This window comes from Sphaerisporangium sp. NPDC088356 (assembly GCF_040685555.1).
GTDB lineage: Bacteria > Actinomycetota > Actinomycetes > Streptosporangiales > Streptosporangiaceae > Sphaerisporangium.
The window spans coordinates 23,722-40,652 of sequence record NZ_JBFBIK010000068.1 but is presented as its reverse complement, the minus strand read 5'-3'; the positions used below and the strand labels follow the sequence as shown (position 1 = coordinate 40,652).

Annotated in this window: 12 protein-coding genes; 6 read left to right on the top strand and 6 right to left on the bottom strand. The window is 71.6% G+C overall.

Annotated elements, in window-relative coordinates:
• Window positions 1-38: 38 nt before the first annotated feature.
• Both AB0O34_RS23535 and AB0O34_RS23530 read left to right on the top strand, forming a co-directional pair.
• Window positions 39-1,400, top strand: coding sequence for a cation:dicarboxylase symporter family transporter (locus tag AB0O34_RS23535; protein ID WP_363918633.1), 1,362 nt, complete (start codon window positions 39-41; stop codon window positions 1,398-1,400).
• A gap of 127 nt (window positions 1,401-1,527) precedes the next feature.
• The gene (locus AB0O34_RS23530; protein WP_363918631.1) at window positions 1,528-3,126 is read left to right on the top strand and encodes an aminotransferase class I/II-fold pyridoxal phosphate-dependent enzyme; all 1,599 of its coding nucleotides are present in this window, start codon (window positions 1,528-1,530) and stop codon (window positions 3,124-3,126) included.
• Window positions 3,127-3,154: 28 nt separating this feature from the next.
• Here the strand turns inward: AB0O34_RS23530 and AB0O34_RS23525 are convergent, their stop codons facing one another.
• Window positions 3,155-3,967 carry a hypothetical protein gene (locus AB0O34_RS23525; protein WP_363918629.1) on the bottom strand — a complete coding sequence of 271 codons (813 nt, stop codon included), beginning with the start codon at window positions 3,965-3,967 and terminating at the stop codon, window positions 3,155-3,157.
• A 410-nt stretch (window positions 3,968-4,377) separates the two neighbouring features.
• Between AB0O34_RS23525 and ppgK the strand changes: the two genes are divergently transcribed.
• The 4 genes from ppgK (at window position 4,378) to AB0O34_RS23505 (ending at window position 10,485) form a co-directional block, all read left to right on the top strand.
• On the top strand, window positions 4,378-5,124 hold the full coding sequence (ppgK, locus tag AB0O34_RS23520) for a polyphosphate--glucose phosphotransferase (protein ID WP_363918627.1): 747 nt from the start codon (window positions 4,378-4,380) through the stop codon (window positions 5,122-5,124).
• A gap of 199 nt (window positions 5,125-5,323) precedes the next feature.
• Entirely contained in the window at window positions 5,324-5,755 is a 432-nt protein-coding gene (locus AB0O34_RS23515; RefSeq protein ID WP_363918625.1) for an ATP-binding protein, read from the top strand.
• A 127-nt stretch (window positions 5,756-5,882) separates the two neighbouring features.
• Window positions 5,883-9,773 (top strand): ATP-dependent RNA helicase HrpA, encoded by a 3,891-nt coding sequence (gene hrpA, locus AB0O34_RS23510; protein ID WP_363918623.1) that lies wholly within the window; start codon window positions 5,883-5,885, stop codon window positions 9,771-9,773.
• A gap of 55 nt (window positions 9,774-9,828) precedes the next feature.
• A complete protein-coding gene (locus AB0O34_RS23505) occupies window positions 9,829-10,485 on the top strand; it encodes an HAD family hydrolase (protein WP_363918621.1) in 657 nt (218 codons plus the stop codon).
• A 16-nt stretch (window positions 10,486-10,501) separates the two neighbouring features.
• Here the strand turns inward: AB0O34_RS23505 and AB0O34_RS23500 are convergent, their stop codons facing one another.
• The 5 genes from AB0O34_RS23500 to AB0O34_RS23480 form a co-directional block, all read right to left on the bottom strand.
• Entirely contained in the window at window positions 10,502-12,478 is a 1,977-nt protein-coding gene (locus AB0O34_RS23500; RefSeq protein WP_363918619.1) for a nitrate- and nitrite sensing domain-containing protein, read from the bottom strand.
• A 70-nt stretch (window positions 12,479-12,548) separates the two neighbouring features.
• Window positions 12,549-13,862: an amidohydrolase family protein gene (locus tag AB0O34_RS23495; protein ID WP_363918617.1), complete on the bottom strand. Its 1,314-nt coding sequence runs from the start codon at window positions 13,860-13,862 to the stop codon at window positions 12,549-12,551.
• The gene (locus AB0O34_RS23490) at window positions 13,850-14,671 is read right to left on the bottom strand and encodes an energy-coupling factor transporter transmembrane component T (RefSeq protein ID WP_363918615.1); all 822 of its coding nucleotides are present in this window, start codon (window positions 14,669-14,671) and stop codon (window positions 13,850-13,852) included. Before AB0O34_RS23490 ends, AB0O34_RS23495 begins: the two co-directional genes overlap by 13 nt.
• Before the next feature lie 4 nt (window positions 14,672-14,675).
• Window positions 14,676-15,239, bottom strand: coding sequence for an ECF transporter S component (locus tag AB0O34_RS23485; RefSeq protein ID WP_363918613.1), 564 nt, complete (start codon window positions 15,237-15,239; stop codon window positions 14,676-14,678).
• Window positions 15,236-16,894 carry an ABC transporter ATP-binding protein gene (locus AB0O34_RS23480; RefSeq protein WP_363918611.1) on the bottom strand — a complete coding sequence of 553 codons (1,659 nt, stop codon included), beginning with the start codon at window positions 16,892-16,894 and terminating at the stop codon, window positions 15,236-15,238. The genes AB0O34_RS23485 and AB0O34_RS23480 overlap by 4 nt, the downstream gene beginning before the upstream one ends.
• Window positions 16,895-16,931 lie beyond the last annotated feature (37 nt).

Sequence of the window (16,931 nt, the reverse complement as noted above, 5' to 3'; positions counted from 1 at the left end):
CCCCGGGCGGCCGGTTGTATCTGGCGAAGGTCGGCGAGGTGGAGGTCCGCTGGTCCCGCGCGCTGCCTGCCGGTCCCTCGTCGGTCACGGTCATCGCCGATGCCGCCGGGCGGTACTTCGCCTCGTTCGTGGTCGAGGTCCCCGGCGGCGGCCAGGTCCTGCCCGAGGTCGGCGCCGAGACGGGGATCGATCTGGGGCTCACGCACTATGCGATCCTCAGCGACGGGAGCAAGGTCGCCAATCCGAAGTGGTTGCGGCGGCGGGAGAGGAAACTCGCCAAGCTGCAACGCATCCTGTCGGGTAAGAAGAAGGGGTCCAGGATGGTGATCGGCCTGGTGGTCGGCAACCTCGTGCACCCGGGCGAGGGCCTGCAACTGACCGACGAGCTGCGCAAGGCCGCCGAGGACCAGGCGGCCAAGGGCGGCGAGAGCGACACTACCTCGTTCCTGCTCGGCATCATCCCCCTGACGTTCGTCTCCGCCTTCACCGAGGGCCAGGTGCTGCAGACCCTGCTGGTGGCCCTGCTCACCGGCTTCGCGCTCCAGGCGATGGGCGAGCGGGCGGTTCCGATCCTCAACGGGCTCGCCCACATCCAGCGGCTCGTCTTCCGCGTCCTGGCGATGATCATGTGGGCCGCCCCGGTGGGCGCGTTCGGCGCGATGGCGGCGGTGGTCGGCGCGGGCGGGTTCGGCGCGCTGCGGAGCCTGGCCCTGCTCATGGCCGCCTTCTACGTCACCTGCCTGCTGTTCGTCGGCCTGATCCTCGGGCCGATGCTGTGGTTCGGGGCCGGGATGAACCTGCTGTCGCTGCTGCGCTACCTCGGCAGGGAGTTCCTGCTCATCCTGTCGACCTCCTCCTCCGAGTCCGCGCTGCCGCGCCTGATCGCCAAGATGGAGCACCTGGGGGTGAGCCGCGCGGTGGCGGGCATCACCGTGCCGACGGGGTACTCCTTCAACCTCGACGGGACCGCCATCTACCTCACGATGGCGACGCTGTTCGTGGCGCGGGCGACCGGCGCCCCGCTCTCGATCGGGGAGCAGGTGTCGCTGCTCGTCTTCATGATCATCGCGTCGAAGGGCGCCGCGGGCGTCACCGGGGCGGGGCTCGCGACGCTGGCCGGAGGACTCCAGTCGCACCGGCCCGAACTGGTGGACGGCGTCGGCCTCATCGTGGGCATCGACCGGTTCATGTCCGAGGCCCGCGCGCTGACCAACTTCGCGGGCAACGCGGTCGCCACCGTGCTGATCGGCACGTGGGTGCGGGACTTCGACCGGGAACGCGCCGAGGAGGTGCTCTCCGGGCGGATCCCGTTCGACGAGGCGACGTTCGTGGACGAGCACGACGGCACCGCGCCGCCCCCGGCCTCCGAGGAGCCCGTCCCGGCCGGCGCCGGCCGCTGAGGCGGGTGATCCTCCGGCGGTGAGCCGAAGGGGCCCGGTGCGGGCCCCCTTTCCGAAGTGGGGTGAACCGGCGACGGCCGTGCCGCGTACCTCCAGGTGTCACCCACCGTCTTGGAGGAGGCCACCATTGGCCGGTTCCACCGATCTCAACCTGCTACGCGCTGACGCGCAGGGCCCGTCGTACTTCTCGCTCCCGCGGGGGACCTCCGGGCCTCACGGTGCTCCGGTGGACTTCCGCGTTCCACGCAACCCGTACTTCCCCACGCCGGAGATGGTCGAGTCGCTCGGCAGGAACGTCGCCTCCACCCTGACGAGCTACCCGAGCGACGCCGTCGCCGCCGCGCTCAGCGCGGTCCTCGGGCTCAAGCCCCAGACGGTCGTCATGGGCAACGGATCCACCGAGCTGATCACCTGGATCGACCACCTGCTCGTCCGCGAGAGCCTCGCCGTGCCCATCCCCACCTCCGGCCGCTGGACCGACCAGCCGCTGGAGACCGGCAAGCGGGTCGACATGTTCTCGCTGGCGGAGGCCGACGGCTTCGCGCTCGATGTGGACGCCTACGTGCGGTTCGTACGGAAGAGGGGGTCGCGCGTCGCGGTCGTCTGCAACCCCGGCACCCCCGACGGCGGTTACCTCCCGCGCGGCCAGGTCGTTGATCTGCTCGACAGGCTCTCGGATCTGGACCTCGTGGTCGTGGACGAGTCGTTCATCGACTTCGTGGACGCCGAGCGGGACCCCAGCGTCGCCGACGAGGCGGCCATCAGGCCCAACGTGATCGTGCTGAAGAGCCTGACCAGGAACTTCGGCCTGCACGGCATCCGGCTCGCGTACATGGTGGCGAACCCGGCCCTGGCGGCGAACGTCCGCCGCGTGCTGCCGAGGTGGGGCCTGAACTCCTTCGCGGAGCCGGTCGTCCACCTGCTCAAGGAGCACATGCGGGACTACCAGGACAGCCTGCGGCTGGTGGCGTCGGACCGCCGGTCGATGTTCCAGCGGCTCTCCACGCTGCCCGGGGTCACGGTCTACCCGTCGCAGGCCAACTTCCTCCTGGTCAGGCTGCCCCACGGCAAGGACGGCACGGCCCTGTGCCAGCACCTCGGCTCGGCGCACAACGTGCTCGTGCGCGAGTGCGGCGACAAGCTGGGCTCCAGCAGCCGGTTCCTGCGCCTGGCGGTCGCGCCGGCGCAGGAGGCGCAGCGCCTGGTCGACGCGCTGCACTCCTGCCTGTTCTCCGTGGGCAACGGCAGGGCCGCAGCCGCCATCGGCGCCTCACCGTCCCACCAGGCCGACCCCCCGTACGCGGCCGAAACCCCGTACGCGGCCGAAACCCCGTACCTGGCCGGCACCGCGTACCTGGCCGAGACCCCGTACGCGAGGGACTCCTACGCCGCTTCCCCGTACAAGAGGGAGTCGCCGGCGGCCCACGACCCCTACACCGGATCGTCCTCCTACCCGGGCGATTCCTACGCCGCGTCGTCCTCGTACCAGGAGCCTCCGGCGGCCTCGCCCTCGTACGACCGCTCCGGGCCGGCCTCGTACCAGCGGGAGCTTCCCGCCGCCGCCTCCTACCAGGGCGACCCGTTCGTGGTGGGCAGCGACGACCCCCGGCACGGCCGCCTGGACCCGCTGGACACCACGTCCCGCTGGACGTTCGACGCCAACACCTCCCCCTTCAGCGCCGTGACCTCCGACACCCCCCGCCGCAAAAACGGCGGCAGACCCTGACCGTACGGTCGGCGACGGGAGCCCGCGGTCATCTCGGGCGGCCGCTGCGGTAGACGGCCTTGGTGAGGGCGGTGAGCCGGGCGGCGGAGTCCTTGAAGGCGGCCCCGGCCGGCTGGAGGGTGAGCACGGCGACGATCAGGCGGTCTCCCTTGCCGATCAGGCCGGTCGTGTGGAGCACAGGACGGCTCAGGTTCACCGGGGCCCCGGTCGCCGTGGCCTGCGCGGCGACGCCGGTCGTGGTCTCGGTCGCCGCGAGGCCCGACGCGTCCATGGGCTGGGTCACCGTCTCCGACACGCTGCTCGCACGCGTGCCGGCGCACCGTACGGCGGGCGTGGAGCCGTACCCGGACCAGCCCTGCTTGACCGCCCACGGCCGGGGGAGGGCGCTCGGGATGCCGAAATACTGGTTGAAGTCGTCGGCGGCGCATCGCGTGGCGTTCCGCAGGTGGCCGAGAACCAGATCGCGGACCTTGGGGTCCGCCCGTTCCAGCAGGTAGCGGTACGTCCGCACGACGTCCGCCGCGCTCAGCGCGGTGTAGCCCCAAAAGCCCGGCTTGTACGCGGGAGGCGGCCCGGTGTCGGTCAGGCCCACGCGGCGCACCATGCGGTCGATGACCGCCCGCTGGCCGCCGCGCTTCCAGAAGGCCGTCGCGGCGTCGTCGTCGCTGGAGCGGAGCATCCGCTGGAGCAGGTCACGGTCGCCGGCGGGGATGGCCGTGCCTGGCTTGCGCGACTCCAGGTAGTCCAGCGCGATGAGGATCTTGACGACCGACGCCGACCTGAACCGGGTATGGACCTTGTAGCCGAGCGTCGCCTTCCCCGTGGTGCGGTCGAAGACCATGAAGCCCGCCGCCGTGCCCGCCGACACCCGGGGCGGGCGGGCGGGCGGGGGCGCCCGTGGACGCGGCCGGCGTCGGCGTCGCCTTCACGGTGGACTGCCGGGCGGCGCCGCCGCCCGCGGCCGGTGTGGGCGCCGCCGCGTCCGGCACCGGCTGTACGGTCCCGCAGGCCGCCGTCAGGGCGGCGGTCAGGGCCATCGTCAGGGGCGCACGGCGCGTAAGCCACATCATTCCCCATCCCTACCAGAACGGACATCTCCGGCGCTGCCGATCGCCGGTCAAGGCCGGCGGCGGCCGGCCCGCCAGGCCCGGATGTTCCGTAGGGTGTCGGTTCGGCGACACGCCTGGCGCCGGCACGCATCACCGGTCGTATCCCGGCAATAAGGGCTGCACGGGCTTTTTGAGGAGTGGCATGAACGTACTGGGAATCGACATCGGCGGATCGGGGATCAAGGGTGCCCCCGTGGACACCGTGGCCGGGACGCTTCTGGAGGAGCGCCTGCGGATACCGACGCCCAGCCCGTCGGCTCCCGGCCCCGTGGCCGAGGTCGTCCGGCAGATCGTGGAGCACTTCTCGTGGACCGGGCCCGTCGGGGTCACCTTCCCGGGGGTCGTGGTGGACGGGGTGACCAGGACCGCCGCGAACGTCGACCACGCCTGGATCGACCTTGACGCGAGGAAGATGTTCGCGGACGCGACGGGGCTCGACGTCACGGTCCTGAACGACGCCGACGCCGCGGGCGTGGCCGAGGCGACGTTCGGCGCGGGCAGGGACCGCAAGGGCCTGGTGGTGATGCTGACCTTCGGGACCGGGATCGGCAGCGCCCTGATCATGGACGGCGTCCTCATCCCGAACACCGAGTTCGGGCACATCGAGATCAAGGGCCACGAGGCCGAGCACCGCGCCTCCGACCACGCCCGCGAGGCGCATGACCTGAGCTGGCACAAGTGGGCGCACCGGGTACAGGAGTACCTGGAGCACATCCAGGCGCTGCTGTCCCCGTCCCTGATCATCATCGGCGGGGGAGTGAGCAAGAAGGCGGAGAAGTTCCTGCCGCACATCGGGCTCGCCGGGGCCACCATCGTGCCCGCGATCCTGCAGAACGAGGCGGGCATCATCGGGGCCGCCCTGGCCGCGCGGCCGGTGGACGGCCACTGACGCGGGAGGCGTGGGGCGGCGGGGCGGCGGGGGGGGCCGCCGCCCGGGCGGGCGCGGGCGCGGGGGGGCCGCCCGCGGCGGGGGGGGGGGGCGGCGGGGCCGGGGCGGGCCCCGGCCCCCGGCCGCATTTCCTGGGGGCTTCTGTGTTTGTGCCTGGTCCTGAGGGCACCTTTATCAAGGTGGGCCGGAAGGAGGCACTGTGGAGGTGACCATCGCATTGCGCTTGCCGCGCGATGCAGCGAGCGTGTCCGTCACGAGGCAGATACTTGGTGCGGAGCTGGAGGTGCTCGGCGTCGAGCAGGTGATCAAGGAGGATATCCAGCTGATGCTCACCGAGGCGTGCTCCAACGTGATCACGCACGCCTCAGAGACCGATGAGTACACCGTGAGCGCGCAGCTCATCGCCGACAAATTCCTGATCACTGTGGTCGACACGGGCAACGGGTTCGATCCCGACAAGGTCGGGGCCAGATCTCCGCTGGCCGAGCACGGGCGGGGGCTCCAGATCATGCGGGCACTCGCCGACGACGTGCGTTTCATGAACCGCCCGAAACACGGTGCCATCGTCTGCCTGGAGAAGGCGTTGCGGTACGTCCGAGACTCTCCGGGCGAACTACTCACCGCTCACTGAGCTTGCTCCTCCCCCGCCCGAGAGGGCGGGGGCACGGGGTCACCGGTAAACCGTTGGCGAAGACGGGGGGCGGGTTGCTTATCCTTGCCGGTGGCGGCCGTCTGACGAGATGGCCGGGAAAGCGACCATGGGAACAGCTTCGTTGAAATCGCCCCTGACCGACCTGCGCGAACGCCTGCCGGCCCTGATGCTCCGCGACGAGATCAGGCTGCGCCGCCGTCTCGACGGCGCGCGCAGGGTGCGCGACGGCAAGGCCCTTCGGGCGATCACCGACCAGGTGACCACCGAGATCGAGGCCGCCGAGGCCCGCGTCGGCGCCCGGCGGGCGCTGGTACCCGAGATCACCTACCCCGCGGGCCTGCCGGTCAGCCAGCGCAGGGAGGACATCCTCGACGCCGTGCGGGACCACCAGGTGGTCATCGTCGCGGGCGAGACGGGCTCGGGCAAGACCACACAGATCCCGAAGATCTGCCTGGAGCTCGGCCGGGGGGTCAGGGGCCAGATCGGCCACACGCAGCCCCGCCGCATCGCGGCGCGCACGGTGGCCGAGCGCATCGCAGAGGAGCTGGACACCCCGCTCGGCGACGCCGTCGGGTACAAGGTGCGGTTCACCGACCAGTCCGGCGAGGGCACGCTCGTCAAGCTCATGACCGACGGCATCCTGCTGGCCGAGATGCAGCGCGACCGGCTCCTGTCGCGGTACGACACGCTGATCATCGACGAGGCGCACGAGCGCAGTCTCAACATCGACTTCATCCTCGGCTATCTGAAGCAGCTGCTCCCCAAGCGCCCCGACCTCAAGCTGATCATCACCTCGGCGACCATCGACCCCGAGCGGTTCTCCCGGCACTTCGGCGACGCCCCGATCGTGGAGGTCTCCGGGCGCACCTATCCCGTCGAGGTGCGCCACCGGCCGATCAGCGAGGACCAGGAGGACCAGGCACAGGCGATCGTCGACGCGGTCGACGAGCTGTGCGCCGAGGGCCCGGGCGACATCCTGGTGTTCCTCAGCGGAGAGCGTGAGATCAGGGACACCGCCGAGGCGCTCAAGGGCCGCAAGGAGGAGGTGCTCCCGCTGTACGCGCGGCTGTCGTCCGGCGAGCAGCACCGCGTGTTCCAGGCCCACCGGGGGCGCAGGATCGTCCTGGCCACCAACGTCGCGGAGACCTCGCTGACGGTGCCGGGCATCAAGTACGTCGTCGACCCCGGCTTCGCGCGCATCTCCCGCTACAGCCACCGGCTCAAGGTGCAGCGCCTGCCGATCGAGCCGGTCTCGCAGGCGTCGGCCAACCAGCGAAAGGGCCGCTGCGGCCGCACCTCCGACGGCATCTGCATCCGGCTCTACTCCGAGGAGGACTTCCTCGGACGGCCCGAGTTCACCGACCCGGAGATTCTTCGTACCAACCTCGCCTCGGTCATCCTGCAGATGACCTCGCTCGGGCTCGGCGACATCGCGGCCTTCCCGTTCGTCGAGCCGCCGGACCAGCGGCAGGTGAAGGACGGCGTCAACCTGCTGCAGGAGCTCGGCGCCTTCGACGAGCACCGCAAGCTCACGGCGATCGGCGGGAAGCTCGCCCAGCTCCCGGTCGACCCCCGGCTCGCCCGCATGGTGCTGGCCGCCGACGGCAACGGCTGCGCCACCGAGGTCATGATCATCGCGGCGGCGCTGTCCATCCAGGACCCCCGCGAGCGGCCCTCGGACAAGCAGGCCCAGGCCGACCAGAAGCACGCGCGCTTCGCCGACAAGGAGTCCGACTTCCTGTCCTACCTCAACCTGTGGGACTACCTGCGCGAGCAGCAGAGGGAGCTGTCCTCGGGCCAGTTCCGGCGCATGTGCAAGGCCGACTTCCTCAACTACCTGCGCGTCCGCGAGTGGCAGGACATCTACAGCCAGCTCAAGCAGGTCGCCAAGGGCATGGGCGTCACGCTCAACACCACGCGCCCCGCGCCGTACCAGATCCACGTCTCGCTGCTCGCCGGGATGCTCTCCCACATCGGGCTGATGGACGTCGAGAAGGCCGACAAGAACGACCCCGGCCCGCGCCGCAGGGCGGTCCGCGAGTACATCGGCGCCCGCAACGCCCGGTTCGCGATCTTCCCCGGCTCGGCGCTGTTCAGGAAGCAGCCCCGCTGGGTCATGGCCGGCGAGCTGGTCGAGACCTCGCGCCTGTGGGCGCGGGTCGTCGCCAAGATCGAGCCCGAGTGGGTCGAGCCGCTCGCACAGCACCTCGTCAAGCGCACCTACAGCGAGCCGCACTGGGAGAAGAACCAGGGCGCGGTCATGGCGTACGAGAAGGTCACCCTGTACGGCGTGCCGATCGTGGTCGAGCGCAAGGTCAACTACGGCCGCGTCGACCCCGAGCTGTCGCGCGAGCTGTTCATCCGCCACGGCCTGGTCGAGGGCGACTGGGACACCCACCACCGCTTCCTCAAGGAGAACCGCCGGCTGCTCTCGGAGGTCGAGGAGCTGGAGAACCGCGCCCGGCGCCGCGACATCCTGGTCGACGACGAGACGCTGTTCGACTTCTACGACAAGCGGGTGCCCGAGAGCGTCCTGTCCGCCGCCCACTTCGACACCTGGTGGAAGCGGCAGCGGCAGACCGAGCCCGACCTGCTGACCTTCTCCACCGACATGCTCATCAACCAGGGCGCGGACGCCGGGGGCCTGCAGGAGGCCTACCCCGACGCCTGGCGGCAGAGCGGCCAGCGGATGCGGCTCACCTACCAGTTCGAGCCCGGGGCCGACGCCGACGGCGTGACCGTCCACGTCCCGCTCCAGGTGCTCAACCAGGTCGACGGCGACGGCTTCGACTGGCAGATCCCCGGGCTGCGCGAGGAGCTGGTCGTCGAGCTGATCCGGTCGCTGCCCAAGCCCATCCGGCGCAACTTCGTGCCCGCGCCCAACTACGCCAAGGCGGTGCTCGAGAGGGTCACGCCGGGGAACGAGCCGCTGGTCGACGCGGTGGCCCGGGAGCTGTTCCAGCTGACCGGCGTCCGGGTGCCGCCCGACGCCTTTGACCCCGCCCGCCTGCCCGACCACCTGCGGGTCACCTACCGCGTCGTCGACGAGCGCAGGAACACCGTCGCCGAGGACAAGGACCTCTCGGCGCTGAAGCGGCGGCTCGCGCCGAAGATGCGCGCCACGCTCGCCCGCGCGGGCGAGGAGCTCGAACGCACCGGGCTGCGCTCCTGGACCTTCGGCGAGCTGCCCAAGCTGTTCGAGCAGGGACGGGTCAAGGCCTACCCCGCGCTGGTCGACGAGGGCGGCAGCGTCGCGATCCGGGTCTTCGAGACCGAGGCCGAGCAGCGGTCCGCGATGTGGGCGGGCACGCGGCGGCTCGTCCTGCTCAACGTCAACTCCCCGGCGAAGGCGATCCTGCGCGGCCTCACCACCGCGCAGAAGCTGGCGCTGAGCCACAGCCCCCACCGGGACGCCGCCGAGCTGTTCGAGGACTGCGTCACCTGCGCCGCGGACAAGCTCATCGCCGAGTCGGGCGGCCCGGCGTGGAAGCCCGCCGACTTCCACCGCGTCCACGAGCACGTACGGGCCGAGCTCTTCGACACCGTCTCGGAGGTCGTGTCCAGGGTCGAGCGCGTGCTGGCGATCTGGCAGACGGTGCGCAACACGCTCAGCGCGATGAAGAGCCCGGCCGACACCCTTGAGGAGATCGAGGAGCACCTGTCGTCGCTGGTCTTCCCCGGCTTCGTCACCACCACCGGCTACCGGCGGCTGGCCGACCTGCAGCGTTACCTGCGCGCGGTGGAGCGGCGGCTGGAGAAGCTCCCCGACGACCCCTACCGCGACCGCGAGCGCATGCTCCAGCTCGACCGGGTGCGCGACGCGTACGACGAGGCGGTGGAGAAGCTTCCCCCGGCCCGCAGGTCGGAGGAGGCGGTCGCCGACATCCGATGGATGCTCGAAGAGCTGCGCGTCAGCTACTTCGCCCAGACCCTCGGCACTCCGTACCCCATCTCCGACAAGCGCATCCACAAGGCCCTGGCCCAGCTCACCGGCTGACCGGCCATCCGGCGGCCGGGGTAGGGTCTTAGGGCGCCTGCGAGGAGGAGGTCCCGTGGTCCGGGCGGTGGTGTTCGATGTCGGGGAGACGCTCATCGACGAGACGCGCATCTGGTCGCGCTGGGCCGACCGGCTCGGCGTCCCGCGGTTCGTCATGCTCGGGGTGCTCGGCGGCATGGCGGCGCTCGACCGGTCGCACAGGGAGGCCTTCGAGGTGGTGCGGCCCGGCCTCGACGTCTACGCCGAGATCGAGGCGTGGCGCCGCGACGACCCGGGCGGCCTGCGCGAGAACTTCGACGCCGATGATCTGTATCCCGACGTGCGGCCCGGCCTGACGGCGCTGCGTGAGGCGGGATACGAGCTGATCATCGCGGGCAACCAGCCCCCGCAGGCCTACGACGCGCTGGTCGCGATGAACCTTCCCGTGGACGGCGTCCACACCTCGGCAGGGTGGGGGGTCAGCAAGCCCCGGCCGGAGTTCTTCGCCAAGGTGGCCGCCGTCGCCGGCCGGGAGCCCGGCGAGATCCTGTACGTCGGCGACCGGCTCGACAACGACGTGCTCCCCGCCCGTGAGGCCGGGATGCGCACCGCGCTGCTGCGTCGCGGCCCGTGGGGCTACCTGCACGCGGAGCGGCCCGAGGCGCTGCGTGCCGACGCGATCATCGACGGCATACCCGAGCTGGTCACCGTCCTCGCCGCCCGGCGCTTCTGAGGCTCGCCGGCGCCGATCACAGCGGTTTGCCCGGTTCGGGAGCCGATTCGATCGCCGGGGCGAGCGGATGGGTGTTCAGGCCGGGCTCCTGCGCGGCGGGTGCGTCCTCCCCCGTGGGGATGATCAGCGTGTGCGGCAGGAGCACGACCGCGGTGGTGCCGCCGTACGGCGAGCGGCGCAGCGTCACCTTGGCGTCGTGCCGGTCGGCCAGTTCGCTCACCACGAACAGCCCGAGCCGGTCGCTGTCGGCCAGGTTGAACTCCGGGAGGTTGGCCAGGCGCCGGTTGACCTCCGCGCGGTCCTCGTCGTTCATGCCGAGGCCCCGGTCCTCGATCTCGACGACGAACCCCCGGCCCACCAGCTCGCCCTTGATCGTGACCCGCGTGCTGGGCGGGGAGAAGACGGTGGCGTTCTCCACCAGCTCGGCGAGCATGTGGATCACGTCGGCCACGGCCGTGCCCACCAGCGAGGCGTCGGTCATCGGCAGCACGGTGACGCGCGTGAAGTCCTCGACCTCGGCCACGGCCCCCCGTACGACGTCGTGCATGGGGACGGGCTTGCGCCAGGCACGCCCGGCCGGCGCGCCGGACAGGATGATCAGGCCCTCGGCCTGGCGGCGCATGCGCGTGGTGAGGTGGTCGAGCCGGAACAGGTCCGCGAGGGCGTCGGGCGCGCTGGTCTTGCGCTGCATGGAGTCGAGCTGGGTGAGCTGGCGGTGGAGCAGCGACTGGTTGCGCCGGGCCAGGTTGCGGAAGACCAGGCTGACACCCTTGCGCAGGTCCGCCTGGCCGACCGCGGCCTCGACGGCCGTCCGCCGCACGGTCGAGAACGCCTGGGCGAGGTCCTGCACCTCCAGCGTGGTGCCGGTGACGGGGATCGGCGGCGCCTCGCTCTCGACGTCCACGGCCTTGCTGTCGCGCAGTTTGGCCACGACCCTGGGGAGCCGTACGTCGGCCAGGTCCAGGGCGGCGGCGCGCAGGCCGGCCAGCTCCTGGGCGAGCCCGCGTCCGAGGCGCGCGGAAAGGATCACGGCTAGAAGGATCGCGATGAGGCCGAGACCGCCCGCGATGACGATCTGCGCGATGATCCCCGAGGCGGCGGCGTCGGTGCGGGCGTTGAGCAGGTTGGCGCGGCTGACGCCCAGCCGGTCGACCCGCGACCCGAGCTGGTCGGCGAGGGGCTGCCAGGCGGCCGGCTGCTCGGGGAGGCCGCCCCGCGACATCACGTGGTTCTCCATGGTGGTGAACCGCTTGTAGTCGGCCGAGGAGAGCAGGTCGTCGTACGGCTGCCGCAGCTCCGAATCGAGCGCCTGGAGCCCCCGGCCGAGCAGCAGCCTGCGCCCCGCGACCATCTGGGCGAACGCGCGCTGCTCCTCGGCGTCGAGCGAACCATGCAGGATGGCCCCGGAGAGCAGGGCGTCCTCCTGTGACAGCAGCTCGCGGGACCTCACTACCGTCTGCAGGCCGGCGGCCTTGCGGTACAGCGCGAGCTCGGGCACGGTGACCAGCTGGTCGTACATCTGGTAGAGCGATTCCTGGATCTCGGTGTACTGCAGGATGGCCTGGAGGCGGCCGATCGCGCGCGAGTCGACGTCCTCGCGGATCAGGTTGAGCCTGTCGAGCTGCCTTTCAAGCTCGGTGAGGCTCTGGACCTCCTCGGGCCCGGTGGCGGACCTGCCCTCCAGCGAGGTGGCGCGCTGGTGGAACAGGACCACGGCCCTGTCGGTCTCGTCGCGCGCGGCGGACAGGCGCCCCTCGTCGGGGGAGTCGCCGCTCAGGAGGATGGACGAAAGCTGGCGCTCATGCTGCACGTGGCCGGCCACGACGGCGGCGGGACTCGCCACCTGCTCGAACTGTGTCACGGCCCTGCGGAGGTCGAAGAAGTCGCCCACGATGTGCCCGGTGATAAAGGTCCAGAGCACGATAAGCGCGACCACCGGCAGGCTGAGCAGTGAATATAACTTATAGCGAATAGTGCGATTCTGAAGGGCCATGTCTCCGCGCCTAGCGTAAGGCCTACGAAAATGTGATATCGCGCTTGATTTCGTGAAGATCGCTGCGAGGTTAGCACCCACGGTGAACCTCCGGGGTGGAGTTCACGAGGTGTACGCGGCCGGCCTGGTCGCCGCCCGTGACCGTGGCGACGCAGCGCCCCGGTCCGTCCTCGACCAGGCTCCGGTACGGATCCCGCTCGCCGGGATCGATGGCGAAGACGGCGAAGTCGCACCGCGTGCCCGCCGCGAGGGAGCCGATCCGGCCGGGCCCCGTGGCCAGCCCGAGCGCGCGGGCGCCGCCGACGGTGGCCGCCTCGACGAGCCGGCGCGAGAGGTCCGGCGCCCGGTACCCCTGCTCGACGGCCAGGGCGTGGAGCAGCCGTACGTCCTCCAGCAGGTCGAGCGACGGCGAGGAGGCGAGCGAGTCGGTGCCGACGGCGATCGCGCCGCCCTCTTCGAGCAGCGCCGCCACCGGCGGCCCGTCGAGGCCGAGCGTGTGGTTGGACCTCGGGCACAGCGCCACGCTGACCCCGCGCTCGCGCAGCAGCGCCCGTTCCTCGGCGTCGAGGTGGACGCCGTGGGCGACGTGGCAGCGCGGCCCGAGCAGCCCGAGCGCGTCCAGGAAGGCGACCGGCCCGTGACCGGTGCCGCCCGCGCGCAGGATCTCGAAGTCGAAGCCCAGCTCGCGGACCAGGCGGGCGATCGGCCCTGTGCCGGAGATCGTGTACTCCCGCTCGTGCGCCGACTCGAGCAGGTGGATGTGCTGGCGCAGCCCGTACGTGCGGGCGAGGACCGCCAGGTCGGCGAGGACTCCGGTGTCCAGCGTGTACGGCGCGTGGGGCGAGAGCCCGATGGTCCCCGTGCCGGCGCCGTCCAGCTCGCGGATCGTCGAGATCAGGTGGTGGCGCCCGGTCTCCGCCCAGCTCTTGTCGGTGTCGCCGAGCACCTCAAGGTAGGAGGTCCCGGCGAGGCCCGCCTGGCTGAGCACGGGCATCGCCTCGATGTCGGTCACCACGTCGGCGACCGCCGTGGTGCCGTGGCGCAGCGCCAGCAGCGCGCCCTCGCGTGCGCTCCCCGCCCAGTCGGCCCCCGCGGAGGAGAAGTAGACCGCGTCGAAGGCGTGCGACCACTCCTCGAACGTGTCGTAGACGCGCCGGCCGACCTGCGCCATGCGCGTGAACTGCAGGTGGGTGTGGGCGTTGACCAGCCCGGCCACCGCGACCCCCGGCCAGCGGAGCTCCTCCTCGCCGGGGTGGGCGGCGAGGATGTCCCTGCGGGGCCCGATTCCGAGCACCCTGCCGCCCGCCACGGCCATCGCGCCGTCGCGGATCGGCGGGCGGGTGACGGGGATGACCAGCGGCGCCGAGTGGATCACGGCACCCATACGTTCCCCGTCAGCCCGAGGATCTTGGCGGCGACCATCGCGGCGGCCACGGCGGCGAAGCCTCCGAGCACCAGGTGGTCGACGCGGTCGAAGGCCAGCTCGCGCATCCAGGTGCGATGCCTGCCGCCGAACCCCCGCAGGTCCATGGCGTTCACGGTGTCCTCCGCGTCGATCAGCGCGTTGACCGTCACGGGCACGACGACCGGCTTCAGCGTCATCAGCCTCTTCACGGGGTTGCGGGTGCGGCTGTGCTCGTACCCCCTGAGCCGCTGCGCGTCCACGGTCTCCTGGAGGCTCGCCCACGTCGAGGGCAGGAACCGGAAGGTCAGGTCGACGCCGTAGGCGAGCCGCTGGGACAGCCCGAGCCGCGCGAACGCCACCCCGAGGTCGGAGGGCGCGATGTTGAACGCCACGGGGAACCCGACCATGGCCAGGGAGATGTAGCGCACGAGCAGGGTGGCCGCGTACGACAGGGTCGCCCAGGTGACGGCGGTGTGGGTGACCGGGACGGTGAAAAGGACGTCGGCGTTCCCGCCGGAACGGGTGTCCGCCGAGGTCAGGATGCTGTTCGCCACGACCAGAGCCGTGGTGAAGGTCAGCATGAACGCCCAGTTGGCCCGCACCCCGCGCCACGGGATCCCCGCGGCGCGGTAGTACGCGAGGGCGACCGCGGTGCACAGCAGCACGGGCCGGAGGTCGTCGATCCCCGCCACGGCCACGAGGTAGAGCACGGGAACGAGCAGGAGCACGCGCGGGTCGCGACGGCTCAGGAACGAACCCGCGCCCAGGTAGCGTGGCGTGACGTCCACCCGTTTACCGTCCGGTCCGCTTGGACAGCGGCTCCCAGATGGCGTCCAGGGCGGGGGTCAGGATGACGACGGCGATGCCGTCCGCGAGGAGGGCCGGCCCGTAGTTGGCCGTGAACACCGTGGTGAGGCTGATGCCCTGCACCCAGACGTCGGTGATGACGAAGAGCAGGCCGATCGCGGTGGCGAGCAGCGAGCCGAGGGCGGTCACCACCAGGCGCAGCGCCTCGCTTCCGATCGGCGGCAAGTACGCGAAGATCAGCCCGGCGATCGCGCCGACGAGGCCGTTGGCGACGCTCCAGTTCCACCAGGTCAGGCCGCTGCCCTGGAGCAGGTCGATGATGGCGTTGCCCACCAGGCCGACGAAGAACCCGGCGATGACGCCGAAGCGCTTGCCGAAGAACGGCACGAGCGCGAAGGCGGGACGTACGGCGACGCTCTGCGTGCCGGGGATGAGGAAGCTGAACAGGCCGAGGACGGCGTAGAGCGCCGCGCCGACCGCGCCGAACACGACGGTACGGGACGAGATCGCTAAGACGGGCTCTCGCGGGGCGGTTGCGTCTGTGCTCATGAGGGGGTGGTTCCTTCCGGGGAGGATGGGTTGGAACGTGCGTGGTGCGAAAGGCGGCGGGCCAGGTCGAAGGGGTGGGGGACCGAGCCCGCGTCCGGCAGGTGCTCGCGGACGGCCCGCACCAGGCTGGTGGCCTGGAGCCCCGCGCGCGACCACACGCCCTCGGCGCGGGCCAGCTCGGCGGGGGAGGCGTCGGCGACCACGCGGCCCTCGTCCACGACGACGACGCGGTCGGCGCAGGTGAGGGCGAGGTCGACGTCGTGGGTGATGAAGTAGACGCTCTCCACGGTTTCGGCGGCCAGGGCGTGGCCGATGAACTCGGTGGTCGTGTGGAGGTCCTGCCCGGCGGTGGGCTCGTCGAGGATCAGGGTGCGGGGCCGCATGGCAAGAGCGAGCGCCACGGTGAGGCGCCGCTGCTGGCCGTACGACAGCGTGCGCGGCGGCCGGTCCATGATGTCCTTCTCGCCGTCCAGGAGCACCGCCCGCAGGGCCTTCTCCGACTCCGCGGCGATCTCCCCGGGGCTCCGGCCGAGGTTGCGCGGGCCGAACGCCAGCTCCTGGCCGACGGTGGCGCTGAAGAGCGCCTGCCCGGGGTTCTGGAAGACGTAGCCGAAGGTGGTCGCCAGGCTCGCGATCGACCGGTCGGCGACGGGGGAGCCGTCCACCAGCACCTCGCCCCGCGAGGCGGCGATCAGCAGCACGGCGGCGCGCAGCAGCGTGGACTTGCCCGCTCCGTTCGGCCCGAGGACCGCCACCCGCTCGGACGGGCCGAGGGCGAGGTCGGTGCCCGCGAGCACCGTGCGCTTGCCGTACCCGAGGCTGACGTCCCGGTACTCCAGCCTCGGGACGCTCGTCGCGGCCTCGTGGCGGGGCGGCGGGGTGACGCCGGGCAGCTCGGCGGCGCGGGAGACCAGGGTGGCGAACGGCAGCTTGACGTGCCCGACCGGGGCGACCTGGAGGAACCCCTCGACCGGCCCCTGGTAGCGGGTCGTGCCCTCCTCCAGGTAGAGCACCTCGGCGGGCCCGAATTCCAGGATCTCCTCGACCCGGTGCTCGACGACGACGGCGGCGCCCCCGTCGTCGACGAACCTGCGGACCTCCCGCATGAGGCGCAGGCTCGCCGCCGGGTCCAGGTTGGCCAGCGGCTCGTCCACGATCACGACCTTCGGCCGCATCACCAGCACCCCGGCGAAGGCGACCATCTGCAGCTCCCCGCCGCTGAGCTCGGCGGTGGCGCGGTCGAGGAGGTGGGTGATCCCGACGCGGTGCGCCACTTCGGCGGTGCGCCGCCGGATCTCCTCGCGGGGCAGGCCGAGGTTCTCGGGGCCGAAGGCGATCTCGGCCGCCACGGTGGTGCCGACGATCTGCTTGCGCGGGTCCTGGAGCATCGTGCCGACGACCGTGGAGAGGTCGCGGATCGTCCGGCCGGCCACCGGCAGCCCGCCCACCAGCACCTCGCCGGTCACCTCGGCGCGGTAGGCGTGCGGGATCAGCCCGTTGACCAGGCGGAGCAGCGTGCTCTTGCCGCATCCCGAGGGCCCGCTGACCAGCGTGAGGTCCCCGGGGTTCACGGTGAGGGAGGTCGAGCCGAGGGCGGTCTGCCCGGTGGAAAGGTAGCGGACGCTCGCGTCACGGACCTCGATGAGCGCGGTCATGACGGGATCACCCTTCTCCTTTCCGGCGTGTCGCGGG